The 15,092-nt window shown below is 70.6% G+C and carries 15 protein-coding genes; 8 read left to right on the top strand and 7 right to left on the bottom strand.

The genetic code is table 11. From position 1 onward, the window contains the following. Nucleotides 1–22: 22 nt before the first annotated feature. The 3 genes from INQ48_19415 to INQ48_19425 are packed head-to-tail and all read right to left on the bottom strand — an operon-like array spanning nucleotide 23 to nucleotide 3,086. A complete protein-coding gene (locus tag INQ48_19415) occupies nucleotides 23–1,177 on the bottom strand; it encodes an acyl-CoA dehydrogenase family protein (GenBank protein QRF55556.1) in 1,155 nt (384 codons plus the stop codon). Beyond that, nucleotides 1,174–1,566, bottom strand: a complete 393-nt coding sequence (locus INQ48_19420) for a DUF1311 domain-containing protein (protein ID QRF55557.1) — start codon at nucleotides 1,564–1,566, stop codon at nucleotides 1,174–1,176. The genes INQ48_19415 and INQ48_19420 overlap by 4 nt, the downstream gene beginning before the upstream one ends. After that, nucleotides 1,563–3,086 carry a CoA-acylating methylmalonate-semialdehyde dehydrogenase gene (locus tag INQ48_19425; protein QRF55558.1) on the bottom strand — a complete coding sequence of 508 codons (1,524 nt, stop codon included), beginning with the start codon at nucleotides 3,084–3,086 and terminating at the stop codon, nucleotides 1,563–1,565. The genes INQ48_19420 and INQ48_19425 overlap by 4 nt, the downstream gene beginning before the upstream one ends. Nucleotides 3,087–3,339: 253 nt before the next feature. Between INQ48_19425 and INQ48_19430 the strand changes: the two genes are divergently transcribed. Continuing rightward, nucleotides 3,340–4,245: a LysR family transcriptional regulator gene (locus tag INQ48_19430; GenBank protein QRF55559.1), complete on the top strand. Its 906-nt coding sequence runs from the start codon at nucleotides 3,340–3,342 to the stop codon at nucleotides 4,243–4,245. Between the two features lie 12 nt (nucleotides 4,246–4,257). On the opposite strand, the gene INQ48_19435 is transcribed toward INQ48_19430, so the two are convergent. Beyond that, the gene (locus tag INQ48_19435; protein ID QRF55560.1) at nucleotides 4,258–5,226 is read right to left on the bottom strand and encodes a LysR family transcriptional regulator; all 969 of its coding nucleotides are present in this window, start codon (nucleotides 5,224–5,226) and stop codon (nucleotides 4,258–4,260) included. A gap of 176 nt (nucleotides 5,227–5,402) precedes the next feature. Between INQ48_19435 and INQ48_19440 the strand changes: the two genes are divergently transcribed. The 5 genes from INQ48_19440 to INQ48_19460 are packed head-to-tail and all read left to right on the top strand — an operon-like array spanning nucleotide 5,403 to nucleotide 11,028. After that, nucleotides 5,403–6,350: a dihydrodipicolinate synthase family protein gene (locus INQ48_19440; GenBank protein ID QRF55561.1), complete on the top strand. Its 948-nt coding sequence runs from the start codon at nucleotides 5,403–5,405 to the stop codon at nucleotides 6,348–6,350. Next, the gene (locus INQ48_19445) at nucleotides 6,331–7,587 is read left to right on the top strand and encodes an aminotransferase class V-fold PLP-dependent enzyme (GenBank protein ID QRF55562.1); all 1,257 of its coding nucleotides are present in this window, start codon (nucleotides 6,331–6,333) and stop codon (nucleotides 7,585–7,587) included. The genes INQ48_19440 and INQ48_19445 overlap by 20 nt, the downstream gene beginning before the upstream one ends. Nucleotides 7,588–7,621: 34 nt before the next feature. Then, entirely contained in the window at nucleotides 7,622–8,611 is a 990-nt protein-coding gene (locus tag INQ48_19450) for a tripartite tricarboxylate transporter substrate binding protein (protein ID QRF55563.1), read from the top strand. Between the two features lie 13 nt (nucleotides 8,612–8,624). Next, nucleotides 8,625–9,806, top strand: a complete 1,182-nt coding sequence (locus tag INQ48_19455; GenBank protein ID QRF55564.1) for a mandelate racemase — start codon at nucleotides 8,625–8,627, stop codon at nucleotides 9,804–9,806. A 55-nt stretch (nucleotides 9,807–9,861) separates the two neighbouring features. Next, the gene (locus tag INQ48_19460; protein QRF55565.1) at nucleotides 9,862–11,028 is read left to right on the top strand and encodes a pyridoxal phosphate-dependent aminotransferase; all 1,167 of its coding nucleotides are present in this window, start codon (nucleotides 9,862–9,864) and stop codon (nucleotides 11,026–11,028) included. Here INQ48_19460 and INQ48_19465 read toward each other — a convergent pair. The 3 genes from INQ48_19465 to INQ48_19475 form a co-directional block, all read right to left on the bottom strand. Further along, nucleotides 11,025–12,404: a CoA transferase gene (locus tag INQ48_19465; protein QRF55566.1), complete on the bottom strand. Its 1,380-nt coding sequence runs from the start codon at nucleotides 12,402–12,404 to the stop codon at nucleotides 11,025–11,027. The two genes, INQ48_19460 and INQ48_19465, sit on opposite strands and share 4 nt — an antisense overlap. 77 nt (nucleotides 12,405–12,481) lie before the next feature. Then, on the bottom strand, nucleotides 12,482–13,120 hold the full coding sequence (locus tag INQ48_19470; GenBank protein QRF55567.1) for a CoA transferase subunit B: 639 nt from the start codon (nucleotides 13,118–13,120) through the stop codon (nucleotides 12,482–12,484). Nucleotide 13,121: 1 nt separating this feature from the next. After that, nucleotides 13,122–13,922: a CoA transferase subunit A gene (locus INQ48_19475; protein ID QRF55568.1), complete on the bottom strand. Its 801-nt coding sequence runs from the start codon at nucleotides 13,920–13,922 to the stop codon at nucleotides 13,122–13,124. A gap of 95 nt (nucleotides 13,923–14,017) precedes the next feature. On the opposite strand from INQ48_19475, the gene INQ48_19480 reads away from it, so the two are divergent. Both INQ48_19480 and INQ48_19485 read left to right on the top strand, forming a co-directional pair. Then, entirely contained in the window at nucleotides 14,018–14,620 is a 603-nt protein-coding gene (locus INQ48_19480; protein ID QRF55569.1) for a PAS domain S-box protein, read from the top strand. A gap of 164 nt (nucleotides 14,621–14,784) precedes the next feature. Further along, complete coding sequence (locus INQ48_19485; protein QRF55570.1) at nucleotides 14,785–14,925, top strand: hypothetical protein; 141 nt, start codon at nucleotides 14,785–14,787, stop codon at nucleotides 14,923–14,925. Nucleotides 14,926–15,092 lie beyond the last annotated feature (167 nt).

Genomic DNA, 15,092 nt, shown 5'->3' on the forward strand with positions numbered 1-15,092 from the left:
GAGGGGTTCCGGATACGGGGCGTCAGCGGATATCGCTGTCCCCTTCCAGCAATTTTCGCGCAACGATCACGCGCATGATCTCGTTGGTGCCCTCGAGGATCTGGTGCACGCGGGTGTCGCGCACCAGCCGCTCGAGCGGGAACTCGCTGAGGTAGCCGTAGCCGCCGTGCAATTGCAGCGCGTCGTTGCAGACATCGAAGCCCGCATCGGTCGCGAAGCGCTTGGCCATCGCGCAATAGGTGCTGGCGTCGGCATGGCCGGCGTCGAGCTTGCTCGCGGCCAGCCGCACCATCTGGCGCGCGGCCACCAGCTCGGTCGCCATGTCGGCGAGCTTGAACTGCAGCGCCTGGAAGCTCGCGATCGGCTTGCCGAACTGCTGGCGTTCGTGCAGGTAGCGGCGCGCCGCGTCGAGCGCGCCCTGCGCCGCGCCCACCGAGCAGGTCGCGATGTTGATGCGACCGCCGTCGAGCCCCTTCATCGCGATGCGGAAGCCCTCGCCTTCCTTGCCCAGCAGGTTCGCGGCGGGGATGCGCACGTTGTCGAAATTGATGGTGCGCGTGGGTTGGCTGTTCCAGCCCATCTTGTGCTCCTTCTTGCCATAGCTCACGCCGGGCGCGTCGGCCGGCACCGCGAAGGCCGAGATGCCGCTGGCGCCCGCGCCGCCGGTGCGCGCCATCAGCACCAGCACGTCGGTGGAACCGGCGCCCGAGATGAAGGCCTTGCCGCCGTTGATCACGTACTCCGCGCCCTGCAGCTCGGCGCGCGTCTTGAGCGAGCCCGCGTCCGAGCCGGCACCAGGCTCGGTGAGGCAGTACGAGGCCAGCTTGCGCCCGCTGGTGAGGTCCTCGCCCCACTGCTCGGCCACCGCATCGGTGGCCCATGTGCCGAGCATCCAGGTCGCCATGTTGTGGATGGTGATGAAGGCCGTGGTCGACGGGTCGACCGCGGCCATCTCCTCGAACACCAGCGCCGCATCGAGCCGCGGCAGGCCGAGGCCGCCGATGCGCTCGGGCGCGTAGAGGCCGCAGAAGCCCAGCTCGCCGGCCTTGGCGATGGCCTCCTTCGGAAAGAAGGCCTCGGCGTCCCACTGCGCCGCATGCGGCGCGAATTCGGCCTGCGCGAAATCGCGCGCGCTCTGCGCAAAGGCGTTCTGCTCTTCGGACAGTTCGAAGTTCATTGTTCGCGACCCTTCCAGCGATCCAGTTCGGCGGTCCGTTTCCGGGTCGATTTCTCCAGGCATGAATTGAATACCAGCGGCCACATGGAGCCGCCCTCGTTGGCCTTCGAGGCGCGCTTGCAGGCCGGGTCGCGGCCCTTGAGCCAGGCGCGCTGCTCGTTGCGCAGCGCGGTGCGCATCGATGGCGACAGCGTCTTCATCACCTCGCCATAGCGGATGTTGAGCGCCGCATCGGCGGCGCGGAAATCGCGCGCCGCGCAGGCGTTCATCTGCTGCTGGTTCCCGTTGGGATCGCAGTCGTCCGCGTCGGGGGCCGCCCGCGCGCCGCCGGCGAGCAGCGCGAGCGTCGCCACCGCGCCCCAGGCCGCGACGCGAAGGCGCTTCCTCACTTGAGGCTGATGGTGGTGTTGACGCCGTGCGAGACGGTGCTGTCGTCGAACCAGCGTGCCGTGACGGTCTTGGTCTGGGTGTAGAACATGATGACCTGCTTGCCGTACGGGCCCAGGTCGCCGAGCTTGGAGGCGCGCGAACCGGTGAACGAGAACATCGGGACCGGCACCGGGATCGGCACGTTGATGCCGACCTGGCCCACGTCGATGTCTTCCTGGAAGCGGCGCGCCGCGGCGCCCGACTGCGTGAAGATCGCGGTGCCGTTGCCGTTCGGGTTGCTGTTGATCAGCTCGATGGCCTCGTCGATGGTCTCGGCATCGGCCACGCACAGCACCGGTCCGAAGATCTCCTGGTCATAGATGGTCATGCCGGGCTTCACGCCGGTGAAGATCGTCGGGCCGACGAAGTTGCCCTTCTCGTAGCCGGGCACGCTGGGCTTGCGGCCGTCGAGCACGAGTTCGGCGCCATCGGCCAGGCCGCGTTCGATCAGGCTGCTGACGCGGTCGTGCGCAGCGCACGAGACCAGCGGGCCCACGTCCACGCCCTTCTCGGTGCCGGCACCGATCTTCAGCGTCCTGGCCTTCTCGATCAGCTCGGGCACCCACTTGCGCGCGTCGCCCACCAGCACCGCCACCGACACCGCCATGCAGCGTTGGCCCGCGGCACCGAAGCTCGCGCCGGCCAGCGCGTTGAGCGTCTGTTCCTTGTTGGCGTCGGGCATCACGATGGCGTGGTTCTTCGCGCCCATCATGCATTGCACGCGCTTGCCGGCCAGCGTGGCGCGGTTGTAGACGTGGGTGCCGACCTTGGTCGAGCCGACGAAGCTGATCGCCTTGATGTCCTTGTGGTCGCAGATGCCGTTGACCACCGCCTCGCCGCCGTGCACCACGTTGAGCACGCCGGCCGGGATGCCGGCCTCGAGCGCGAGCTCGCACAGTCGCATCGTGACCATCGGGTCCTGCTCGGAGGGCTTGAGCACGAAGGTGTTGCCGGTGACGATGGCCATCGGGAACATCCACAGCGGGATCATGGCCGGGAAGTTGAACGGCGTGATGCCCGCGCACACGCCCAGCGGCTGCAGCAGGGTGTACGTGTCGACGCCGTTGGCCACGTTGTTGGCCAGCTCGCCGAGCTGCAGGTTGCCGATGTTCGAGGCGTGCTCGACCACCTCGAGGCCGCGGAACACGTCGCCTTCGGCATCGGGCAGGGTCTTGCCCTGCTCGGCCGTGAGGATCGCGGCCAGCTCGGCCATGTTCTCGCGGATCAGCTGCTGGTACTTGAGGAAGATGCGCGCGCGGGCGCCGAGCGGCGTCTTGCGCCAGGTCTTGAAGGCGTCCTTGGCCGAAGCGACGGCGGCGTCGAGCTCGTCGGGCGTGGCGAAGGGCACGCGGGCCAGCACCTGCTGCGTGGCCGGGTTGACGATGTCGCGCCATTCGGTGGTCTTCGACTCGACGAACTTGCCGCCGATCAAGAGCTTGACGGTGGCGATCTGGGTCGAGGGCTGGGTGCTGGCGTCCATGTGCTTGTCTCCTGTGAATGCGGTGCCGAAGGCGGCGGAACAGCGGGCATCGTAGCTTTGCAGTTTTGCTATGACAATAGACAAAATTGCGCTGGGGTTTTGCAAAAATGCAGAACGCGGGGACAAGGACGCAGAGGACGCGAAGGTTCCGCGAAGAGCGCAAAAAAAACGAATTCACTTTTTTGATTTCTTTCGCGTCCTTCGCGGAACCTTCGCGTCCTCTGCGTCCGGTTCCCGCATTCAGAAAGAGCCGATGGACTGGGACAACCTCCGCTATTTCCTCGAACTCGCGCGCTCCGGCACGCTGATGAGCGCCGCGCGCCGGCTCGAAGTCGACCACACGACGGTGGCGCGCCGCATCCAGGCGCTCGAGAAGGAGGTGGGCGCGCCGCTGTTCGCGCGCGAGGCCGGCGGGCACCGGCTCACCGAGGCCGGCCGGCGGCTGCAGCCGCAGGTGGAGGCGATGGAGAGCGCCTTCCTCGCGGTGGAGAGCACGGCGCCGGCCTCGCAGGAAGGGCTGTCGGGGCTGGTGCGCATCGGCGCCACCGAAGGCTTCGGCACCGCGGTGCTGGCGCCGCAGCTCGCGCTGTTCGCGCGGCAGCATCCGCGGCTGACCATCGACCTGCTGGCGATGCCGAGGCTGGTGCACCTGTCGCGGCGCGAAGCCGACATCGTGATCTCGCTCGAGCGGCCGGCGCGCGGGCCGGTGCTGGTCACCAAGCTCAGCGACTACACGCTGCGCCTCTACGCCTCGAAGCCCTACCTCGCGGCGCACAAGCCGATCGCCACGCGCGAGGACCTGCGCGGCCACACCTTCATCAGCTATGTCGACGATCTGCTGTTCAGCAAGGAGCTGCAGTACCTCGACGAGCTGCACCGCCCCGACAGCTTCGCGCTGCGCAGCACCAGCGTGCTGGCGCAGCACCGCGCGGTGGCCGCGGGCGCGGGCATCGCGGTGCTGCCGGCCTTCCTGGCCGAGGGCGACGGCAGCCTGCAGCCGGTGCTGGCGGGCCAGGCGAACTTCACGCGCACCTTCTGGATGTCGATGCCGGCCGAGACCAAGCACCTCGCGCGCATGAAGGCGACCTGGGAGTTCCTGCAGCAGACCGCGCAGGCGCAGCGCGAGCTGCTGCTGCCCGATGCGGGCCCGCGGGCCTGAGCCGCAACGCCCCTACGCCACGCCCTCCAGCACCGGCTCGCCCGGTACGGGCGCTTCGGCCCGCACCAACTCGCCCAGATGGCGCCACAGCCGCTCGGCCTGCTCGGCCAGCGGCGCGCGCCGGCGCATCAGCATGAAGCGCAGCGGCACCTCGAGCGAAGTGCCGCCGGCCCGCACGAGGCGCCCGGCATCGAGGTCCTCGCGTACCAGCGCCTGCGGCAGCCAGGCCACGCCCAGCCGCGACAGCGCCATGAAGCGCAACCCGTCGGTCAGGCTGGCCTCGTGGTGGCGCTGCAGCCGCAGGTCGCCATGGCGCTCGAGCAGCGGCGCCAGCGACCAGCCGAGGTGGCATTCCTCGGCATAGCCCAGGAACGAAACAGGCCCGCCGGCGGGATCGCGCAGGTCGAACAGCGGCCCGCCCGCGGCATTGGGCGCGCTCACCGGCACCAGCCGTTCGCGCCCCAGTTCCAGCACCAGGCAGTCGCCCGCCTCGCAGGCCGAGCCCGCGCGCGCGGCCACCGCGCCGGCCTCGTCGAACAGCGCGACCACGTAGTCGACCGAGCCCTCGGCCAGCATCTCGAAGCACTCGGGCAGGTTGTCGGAGCTGACGCTGAACTTGGCGCTCCGGAAGTCGTTGTGCAGCCGCGGCACCCAATCGGGGAAGAACACGGCCGACATGATGTGCGGCGCCGCGAAGCGGATGCGCTGCTGCCGGTCCTCGCCATCGGCCTTGATCGACTTGCGCAGCCCCTCCAGCGCATAGACCACCTCGGAGGAGATCGCCTGCAGCCGCTCGCCGGGCTGCGTGAGCTCGAGCGCCGCGGTGCGCCGGTCGAACAGCGGCGCGCCGATCCACTGCTCGAGGCCCTGGATGCGCCGGCTCAGTCCCGACACCGACACATGGCAGCGCTCGGCGGCGCGGCTGAAGCTGCGCGTCTGGCACAGGACCAGGAAATCCTTCAGGCTGACCAGATCGATCATTTGCGGTTTCCTCAAAATGTGGCGGTCATACGAGTCTACTGTCGCCCGGCTGAAGCCCGGGCACTTCGGCATCCTTATCTTTTGCGGCTTTCGCAAAACCCGGCGCCCGATCGGCAACCCGCTCGAGGCCCTTGCGCCCAAGAATTCCGGCACCTCGAACCCTTGCTGGAATCCAGATGCCGTCCCCCACCCCCCAACGCCTGCGCGGCGTGCTCGCCCCGGTCCTCACCCCCTTCGACGCCACTCTGAAGCCCGACGCCGCCCGCTTCCTGCGGCTGTGCCGCTGGCTGGTGGCGCAGGACTGCGGGCTCGCGATGTTCGGCACCAATTCCGAGGGCAACTCGCTCTCGGTCGACGAGCGCATCGAGCTGCTGCAGCAGGCCGTGGCCGCGGGCGTGCCCTCAGCGCGCATGCTGCCGGGCACCGGCAGCTGCTCGCTGGCCGACGCGGTGCGGCTCACGCGCTGCGCGGTCGACCAGGGCTGCGCCGGTGTGCTGGCGCTGCCGCCCTTCTATTACAAGAGCGTCACCGACGACGGCCTGTTCGCCTTCTTCAGCGAGGTGATCGAGCGGGTCGGCGAACGCGGCCTGCGGCTCTACCTCTATCACATCCCGCCGGTGGCGCAGGTGGGCTTCTCCCCGGCGCTGGTCGAGCGCCTGCTGAAGCGCTACCCCGGCACGGTCGCGGGCATGAAGGACACCGGCGGCGACTGGGACTACACGGCGCGCACCATCGCGCAGTTCGGCCCCGAGGGCTTCGACGTCTTCGCGGGCACCGAGACCATCCTGCTCGACACCCTGCGCCACGGCGGCGCGGGCTGCATCTCGGCCACCGCGAACGTCAATCCCCGCGCCATCGTGCGCCTGTTCGACACGTGGCAGGACGTGGATGCCGATGCGCGGCAGGCGGCGCTCAATGCGGTGCGCGCGAAGTTCGCGGCCCATCCGCTGATTCCCGCCATGAAGTCGGCCATCGCGATGGCCACGGGCGATGCGCAATGGGCGCGCGTGCGGCCACCGCTCGAGGCGCTCGATGCGCAGCGGCAGGCGTCGCTGCGGCAGGCGCTGCGCGACCAGTCCTTCGATCTCGCCGCACTCGACGTCGATGCCAGCGATCGCCACTGAGCCGGTCGCGGCCGCGCCCTTCACCGAGGCCGAGCTCGCGCGCCTGCGCCGCGACACCCCCGCCTGGAGCACGGGCGCGCACCTCGCGCATTTCGCGCATGGCTCGGCGAGCCTGCCGCCCGAACCCGTCTACGCGCAATGGCAGGCCTGGCTCGAGGCCGAGCGCACGCTGGGCACGCACCGCGCCACCGAGCGGCATGCGAACGCGCTGCATGCGGTGCGCGCCAGCGTCGCGCGGCTCGTCAACGCGCAGCCGCACCAGGTCGCGCTGCTGGGTTCCGCGAGCCAGGCCTGGGCCACCGCGATGAGCGCGGCCCACGCGCCCCATGTGATCACGACCCACGACGAATATGGCGCCAACGCGCTGCACCTGCTGAACGCGGCGCGACAGGGGCGGCTCGGCTTCACGGTGATCGGCACGCGGCCCGGCGCGACGCCGCTGACGCAGCGCCTGGACCATGCGCTGCGCCATGCACCCGCCGGCAGCAGCCCCGTGGTCTCGCTCGCCGCCGTGCCGACCGCCTGGGGCGCGGCCACGCCCATGGACGGCGTGGCGCGCTGCGTGCATGCGCATGGCGGCCTGCTGTTCCTCGATGCCAGCCATGCAGTGGGCCAGGGGCCGGTCGACATGCAGGCCCTGGGCTGCGACGTGCTGGTGTTCCCCACGCGCAAATGGCTGCGCGGCCCGCGCGGCGCGGGCGTGCTGTGCCTGTCGGAACGCGCGCTCGAAATGCTCGGCACGCCCGATGCCATCGACGTGGCGGGCGCGCAGTGGCTGGAGGCCGAGCGCCTGCAGCCCTGGTCCGATGCGCGGCGTTTCGAGGGCCACGAGTTCCATCCGGGCCTGCGGCTGGCGCTGGGCGCGGCCTGCGACTACGCGCTCGCGGTCGACCCCGCGCGCATCGCACGACAGAACGCGCGGGTGCGCCAGTGCCTCGCGCAGGCGCTGCAGGAGCGCTTCGGCTGGCAGCCGCTCGAGGCCGGCTTGCCCGATCGCAGCGCGCTGCTGACCTATCGTCTGCCCGAGGCCTTCGGCGATGGCGCGGCCTTCGTCCGCCGCCTTGCCGACGCGGGCGTCCACGCCTCCTTCGTCGGCCCGCAGCACGCGCGCTGGGCGCTCGAGGCCGCAGGCCTGCCGGGCGTGCTGCGGCTCACGCCGCACTACCTCACGGACGAGGACGAGATCGCGCGCCTCGTGGAGGCCATCGAGACGACGAATACCCGCGTCCACCGCTGACGCTGTTCCATCGACACCCAAAAAGGAGACAAGCATGAAGATCCATCCCCACCCCCTCGCCCGCCTGGCCACCGCGCTCGCGCTGTTCGCCACCGTCGCCGCGAGTCCGCCGGCCGCCGCGCAGGCCTATCCCTCGAAGCCCATCAGCGTCGTCATCCAGTCCCCGGTCGGCGGTCCGTCGGATGCCCTCGCGCGCCTGCTCGCGCCGCGCCTGCAGGCCGCGCTCGGGCAGCCGCTGGTGATCGAGGCCCGGGTCGGCGCCGGCGGCAACATCGGCACCGACTTCGTGGTCAAGGCCAAACCCGACGGCTACACGCTGCTGCTGTCCTCGAGCGGGCCGCTGGCGATCAGCCCCTGGCTCTATCCGAAGCTGCCCTATCGCCCGCTCAAGGACCTGGTGCCGGTGGTGCAGCTCGCGGCAGTGCCGCTGGTGCTCGAGGTCAACGACGCGCACCCGGCGCGCAGCGCGGCGGAGTTCCTGCGGCTGCTGAAGGCCAACCCCGGCAAGTACAGCTTCGGCTCGTCCGGCAATGGCACGCCGCAGCACCTGTCGGCGGTGCTGCTCGGTTCGATGACCGGCGTGACGCTCACGCACGTGCCCTACAAGGGCCAGGCGCCGATGGCCACCGACCTGATGGGCGGGCAGATCGACTTCGCGATCGACAGCATGGTCTCGGCCATGCCCAACCTCGCGACCGGACGGCTGCGCGCACTGGCCGTCACCGGCCGCCAGCGCTCGCCGCTGCTGCCCGGGGTGCCGACGATGGAAGAGGCCGGCGTGCCCGGCTACGAGGCGCTCGCCTGGTACGGCCTGATGGCGCCGGCGGGCACGCCGCGCGCCATCGTCGAGCGGCTCAACGAGGCCGCGCGCCAGGCGCTCGACACACCCGCCGTGCGCGAGCAGATCGCGCGGCTCGGCAGCGCGCCCGTGCACGGCACGCCCGAGCGCTTCGGCGCCTTCATCCAGGCCGAGTACGACAAGTGGGGGCCGATCGTGAAGAGCACCGGCGCCGTCGTCGATTGAGGCCGCACCGCCCATGAAGATCCTCAGCATCGCGGAACGCACCGTTCCCATCGCCTCCTCGCTGCGCAACGCGCGCATCGATTTCAGCGAGATCACCGCCAGCGTGGTGGCTGTCGTCACCGACCAGTTCCGCGACGGCCGCCGGGTCGTCGGCCATGCCTTCAACTCCTTCGGCCGCTACGGCTGCGGCGGGCCGCTGCGCGAGCGCTTCATCCCGCGCCTGCTGCGTGCCACGCCCGAGGAACTCAACGACCCCGCCAGCGGCATCGTCGACCCGCAACGCGCGCTCGACCTGATGCTGCGGCGCGAGAAGGCCGGCGCCCATGCCGAGCGCTCGATGGCGGTCGGCACGCTGGAACTCGCGCTCTGGGACATCGTCGGCAAGATGCGCGGCCTGCCGCTGTACCGGGTGCTGGCCGAGCGCATGGGCGAGCCCGGCATCGAACCCGCGCACTCGGTGCGCTGCTACGTGGGCGGCGGCTTCTACCGCGACCACGACGACCTGGCCCGGCTCGGCGACGAGGTGCGCGGCCATCTCGATGCCGGCTACACCGAGCTCAAGATCAAGGCCGGCGGCCTGCCGCTGGCCGCGGAGCTGCGGCGCATCGAGTCGGTGCTGGCGCTGGTGGACTCGGGTTCGCGGCTGGCGCTCGATGCGAGCTGCGCCTTCGGGCGCGACGAGGCGCTGGCCTTCGCGCGCGCCATCGCGCCCTATGGCCTGCGCTGGCTCGAGGAGCCCTGCGACCCCGCCGACTTCGAGACCTACCGCGCGGTGAGCGAGGCCTACGCGGGCACCGTCGCCGGCGGCGAGAACCTGTTCTCGCGCGAGGAGGTCGCCAACTTCCTGCGCTACGGCGGCTTCGAAGGCCGCGTCGTGCTGCAGCCCGATCCGCCGCTGGCCTACGGCCTGCTCGAGCTGCAGCGCATCGTGGCGCTGGCACGGGCCCACGGCGTGGCGCGCGAGAACATCGTGCCGCATGGCGGCAACCTGATGTCGCTGCATGCGACCGCGGGGCTGGGGCTCGGCAGCGCGGAGTCCTATCCGGGGCTGTTCGGCCCCTTCGGCGGCTTCAGCCGCGAGGTCCGCATCGAGAACGGGCGCGCCACCTTGCCCGAGTCGCCGGGCATCGGCTTCGAGGAGCAGCCCGCGCTCTACGGCATCTTCCGCGAGCTCGCGGCCAGCCTGGGGGTGTGAACGCGCGCGCGCCGGCCGCAGAATGCGCGGACAACGCCTGCCAGGAGACGCCCGCATGCCACGCCACCGCCCCGCCCGCCTGACCCACATCGCCGGCATCGGCGTCGACCGCATGGGCGCCATCGCCGACGACGCCGAGGGCCCGCCCTTCCTGCGGCTCGAGAACCTCGACGTCGACATCCCGCCCGATGGCGAGGCCGTGGCGCGCACCGTGCGCGCCGCCACCGAGGACGCCGACAACAGCTACCTGCCCTTCGTCGGCCAGGCGCGGCTGCGCGAGGTCGCGGCGCGCCATGTGTCGGAACTCTCGGGCGTGGCCTACGAGGCGCGCCATTGCGTGATCTCGGCCGGCGGGCTCTCGGGCCTCCTCAATGCCCTGCTGGCCACGGTGGAGGTCGGCGACGAGGTGCTGGTGACCGACCCGACCTATGCCGGCCTGCTCAACCGCATCCGGCTCGCGGGCGGCACGCCGAAGTACGTGCCGTTTCGCTTCACGCCGGGCGGCGAATGGAAGCTCGACCGCGAGGCGCTGCGCGCCGCCGTGGGCCCGCGCGTGCGAACGATGCTGCTGATGTCGCCCTCGATGCCCTCGGGCGGTTGCTTCGATGCCGACGACTGGCGCGCGATCGCCGCGCTGTGCGTGCAGCACGACCTGACGCTGATCCTCGATGCCGCGATGGAGCGGCTGCTGTTCGACGGCCGCCAGGTCATCCATCCGGCCGGGCTGCCCGGCATGGCCGAGCGCACCATCACCGTGGGCTCGTCGGCCAAGGAGCTGCGCATGATCGGCTGGCGCGTGGGCTGGACCGTCGCACCCGAGAGCTACATGCCCGACCTGGTGGCGGTGTCGCTGGCCAACGTGGTGGTGCCGGTGGGCATCGCGCAGGACGCGGTCGCCACCGCGCTCGCGCAGTCGCCGCGCACGCTGGCGCCCTACGTGGCCGAGCTCGAACGGCGGCGCGACACGCTGCTCGACGAGCTGCGCGGCCTGCCCGTGGGCGTGCCGGCCGGCGGCTGGTCGATGCTGCTGCGCGCCAGCGACTTCGGCATCGACGGCCAGACGCTCTCCGAGCGGCTGCTGAAGGCGCGCGTCTGCGCCACCGCCATGCAGGGCTGGGGCGAGACGCATGGCGCGCAGTACCTGCGCTTCGTGTTCTCGAACGAGCCGGTGGAACGGCTGCGCGGCCTCGGCGACAAGGTGCGCGCGGCGCTCGGGGCCTAGGGCCACTCCGCGGGGTGGCTGCCCGGCGGCATCGAGGGCCGCGGCCAGGCGGCCGGCGTGAGCGCGAGCAGCGCGCTGTGGCGCAGGCCCGCGAGCTCGCCAAAGCCCGAGGGCTCGGTTTCCACATAGGGCGCGATATCGGGCCTGGCCGTGGCGAGCCCGCCGGGCACGCGGCCGAGTCCGCGCAGCCAGTGGCCGGTCTGCGCGAGCGACACGCGCACCACCCAACTGCCGCCCTCGCGCTGCTGGCGATGCAGCGCGGCGGCCGCGCCGAAGGCGATCAGGTAGCCCGTGGCCTCGTCGAGGATCTGCATCGGCAGCGGCTTCGGCTTGCCGTCGCCGGCCGCCTCGCCCTCGGCCTGGTTGAAGCCCATGGCGGTCTGCACCAGCGAATCGAAGCCGCGTCGGCCGGCCCACGGGCCCTGCGTGCCATAGGCCGTGAGCGAGACGCAGACGATGCCTGGCCGCAGCGCCGCGAGCTGCGCCGGCCCGAAACCCAATTCCTCGAGGCCGCCGGGCCGGTAGCCCTGCACGAACACATGCGCATCCCCGGCCAGCCGACGCAGTGCCGCCTGTCCTTCGTCGGTACGCAAGTCCACATGCGTCGACAGCTTGCCGCGGCTGGTGTCGGCGATGGCCTCGATATTGGGCAGCCGCGGCGAGTTGACCAGCAGCACGTCGGCCCCGTAGGCCGCGAGCGCGCGGCCGCCGACCGGGCCGGCCAGGATGCGCGTGAGGTCGAGCACGCGCAGGCCCGCGAGCGGCCGCTGGTCCTCGCGCAGCGGCGGCAGCGCGAGCGGTGCCGCATCGCCGATGCGCTCGATGGTGAACAGCGGCTGCGCGGCGATCGCGCGGCCCTGCGGCGTGGCATCCCATTCGTCGAAGCGGCGCAGCGCGGTGGCCACCAGCCCGCGCGCGGCGGCGGCTTCCTCGAAGTCGAGCGCACGCCAGCCGGCCAGCGCGGCTTCGGCATCGGCGCGCACGGCCGTCGCGGGATCGAGGCCCAGCAGGCGCAGCGCGCCTTCGCGGTGGTGCGCGAAGTTGGCATGGATGCGCACCCAGCCGTCCGCCGTGCGGTAGAGGCCCGAGAACGCGTCCCAGAGCTCGGGCACGCGGCCGTCGAGGCTGAACCAGCCGGTGCATTCGAGCGCGGCGTGGCGCATGTCGACCGCGACCGCTTGCCGCGGCACGCCGCGCGCATGGCCGAGTTCGCAGGCCGCCAGCGCGGCCGCGGCGATGCTGCCCTGCGCCGCCGCGCCGACCGCGAAGGACGACGGCAGCACCGGGTCGGCGCCCGTGAGCCGCGCCAGCGGCAGTGCGTCGGCCGGCAGGCCGGCCTGGCGCCAGAGGTCGTGGAGGATCTCGCTCGCGCTCATCTTTCGTTCTCTCCAATGAAAAAAGGCAGGGCCCGCTCGCGCGGCCCTGCCCTTCGTTTGTCGTAACTGCCTTCGCCTTACTGGATCAGCTTGGCGCCGGTCTTGGCCTGCAGCGCATCGAAGCTCACGCCGGGCGCGAGCTCGATCACCTTGAGGCCCTCGGGCACCACGTCCATCACGGCGAGGTCGGTGATGATGCGGTCGACCACGCCCACGCCGGTCAGCGGCAGGGTGCACTTCTCGAGGATCTTGAAGTCCTCGGTGCCGTCCTTCTTCTTGGCCACGTGTTCCATCAGCACGATCACGCGCTTCACGCCGGCCACCAGGTCCATCGCGCCGCCCATGCCCTTGACCATCTTGCCGGGGATCATCCAGTTGGCGAGGTCGCCCTGGGTGCTCACCTGCATCGCGCCGAGGATCGAGAGGTTGATCTTGCCGCCGCGGATCATCGCGAAGCTGTCGTGGCTGCCGAAGATGGCCGAGCCCGGCAGCGTGGTGACGGTCTGCTTGCCGGCGTTGATCAGGTCGGCGTCGACCTGGTCCTCGGTCGGGAACGGGCCGATGCCCAGCATGCCGTTCTCGCTCTGCAGCCAGACTTCCTTGGTGCCCGTGTGGTTGGCCACCAGCGTCGGGATGCCGATGCCGAGGTTGACGTAGAAGCCGTCTTCCAGCTCTTGCGCGGCGCGCGCCGCCATCTGGTCTTGGGTCCAGGGCATCTCAGGCTCCTTCTTTCTTGTTGACGACCTTCGCGGGCACTTCGCTGCCGGCGGCGGCCTGGGCGATGGCGGTCTGGGCCTCGACCTTGGCGGCCGCGGCATCGACGCCGGCGCTCACGGTGCGCTTCTCGATGCGCTTCTCTGGCGTGGCGTTGAGCACCAGGCGGTGCACGTAGATGCCCGGCAGGTGGATGTCGTCGGGGGCCAGCTCGCCCACCTCGACGATCTTCTCGACCTCGACGATGCAGATCTTGCCGGCCATCGCGGCCGCGGGATTGAAGTTGCGCGCCGTCAGGCGGAAGCGCAGGTTGCCCGACTTGTCGGCCACGTCGGCCTTGACCAGCGCCACGTCGGGCACCAGCGAATGCTCCATCACGTAGGTCTCGCCGTCGAACTCGCGCAGTTCCTTGCCCTCGGCGACCTGCGTGCCCACGCCGGTCTTGGTGAAGAAGGCCGGGATGCCGGCGCCACCGGCGCGCAGCTTCTCGGCCAGCGTGCCCTGGGGCGTGAATTCCAGCGCGAGCTCGCCCGCCAGGTACTGGCGTTCGAATTCCTTGTTCTCGCCCACGTAGGAGGCGATCATCTTCTTGATCTGGCGCGTCTCGAGCAGCTTGCCGAGGCCGAAGCCGTCGACGCCCGCATTGTTCGAGATCACGGTGAGGTTCTGCGCGCCGGAATCCTTGAGCGCGTCGATGAGCGCCTCGGGAATGCCGCACAGGCCGAAGCCGCCGACCGCGAGCATCTGCCCGTCGGCCACGACCCCCTTGAGCGCCGCCTCGGCGGAGGGATAGATCTTGTTCACTCGTGCTCCTTGATTGGCTGTGTCGAGAGTGGGTGGGAAAGCCCTGAACGATACTACGTACCCGCATACGTAGTATTTCGTAATGGTGACCCCCGATGCAGGAGACGACCGATCGCAAGGCTGAGGCGGCAACGCCCGACATCGACTACCGGCTGGCCTTCGAGCATGCCCCGGTCGGGATGGTGGTGTCGCGCCACCGCGCCATCGTGGCCTGCAACCAGCGCGTGTGCGAGATCTTCGGCGCAACGCCCTCCGCGCTGGTGGGGCATTCGTTCAGCATCCTCTACCCCAGCCTCGCCGAGTTCGAGCGCATCGGCAAGCGCATGGAACCGATCATGAATGCCAGCGGGCATTACGCCGACAACCGCATGATGCGCCGCCTCGGCAACCTGCACGGCGCGATCGCGGGCGAGACCTTCTGGTGCCATGTCACCGGCCATGCGATGAACCGCGCCATTCCGCACGAGTCGGGCATCTGGACCTTCGAGGACCTGGGCTCGCGTCGCGCGACCAAGGCCCAGCTCACGCCGCGCGAGCGCGAGGTGGCGGCCCAGGTGATGCGCGGCCTGACCTCGAAGGAGATCGGCAAGGCGCTGGGCATCAGCCACCGCACGGTGGAACTGCATCGCGCGCGGCTGATGCGCAAGTACGCGGCGGCCACGACGGCGGAGCTGGTGCAGAAGCTGATCGCGGGCTGACCAGCCCGTCGAGCGGATCGCGCCGCGGGCCGCCGGGTTCCCTTCGATCGTTGCCGAAACGGAAACGCCGTGTCGATGAAAGGCACGAACCACGGCGCTCTCGCAGGACTATCGTTGCAGTCATGCGGACACGGTGTCCGCGTCACTGTTCAAGGAGTCGTCTCATGACCACAGCCCTTCATTCCGAAAAGGCCCTTCTGCAATCGCGCCTGGCCGCGCATGCCCATGTGCTCGCCGTGCACAAGGCACCGGTCGCGCTGACGCTGGCCGCCGTCATCCTGTCGGTGCTCGGCGTACGCGCCTGACCCTGGCATTGCGCCAGGGCTGAACGAGAGGCGCCGCGCCGCACGCATCGCGGGATGCGCCCACGGCGCCCCTCATTCAGCGCTCATTCTTCTTCGGTTGCCATCGCGGCAACCGCATGCCGGGCATTGCGCATCTGCCCGCGCGCGAGCGCGACGACGTAGTTCAG

The sequence above is a fragment of the Variovorax paradoxus genome (assembly GCA_016806145.1).
In the GTDB taxonomy this organism is placed as follows: domain Bacteria; phylum Pseudomonadota; class Gammaproteobacteria; order Burkholderiales; family Burkholderiaceae_C; genus Variovorax.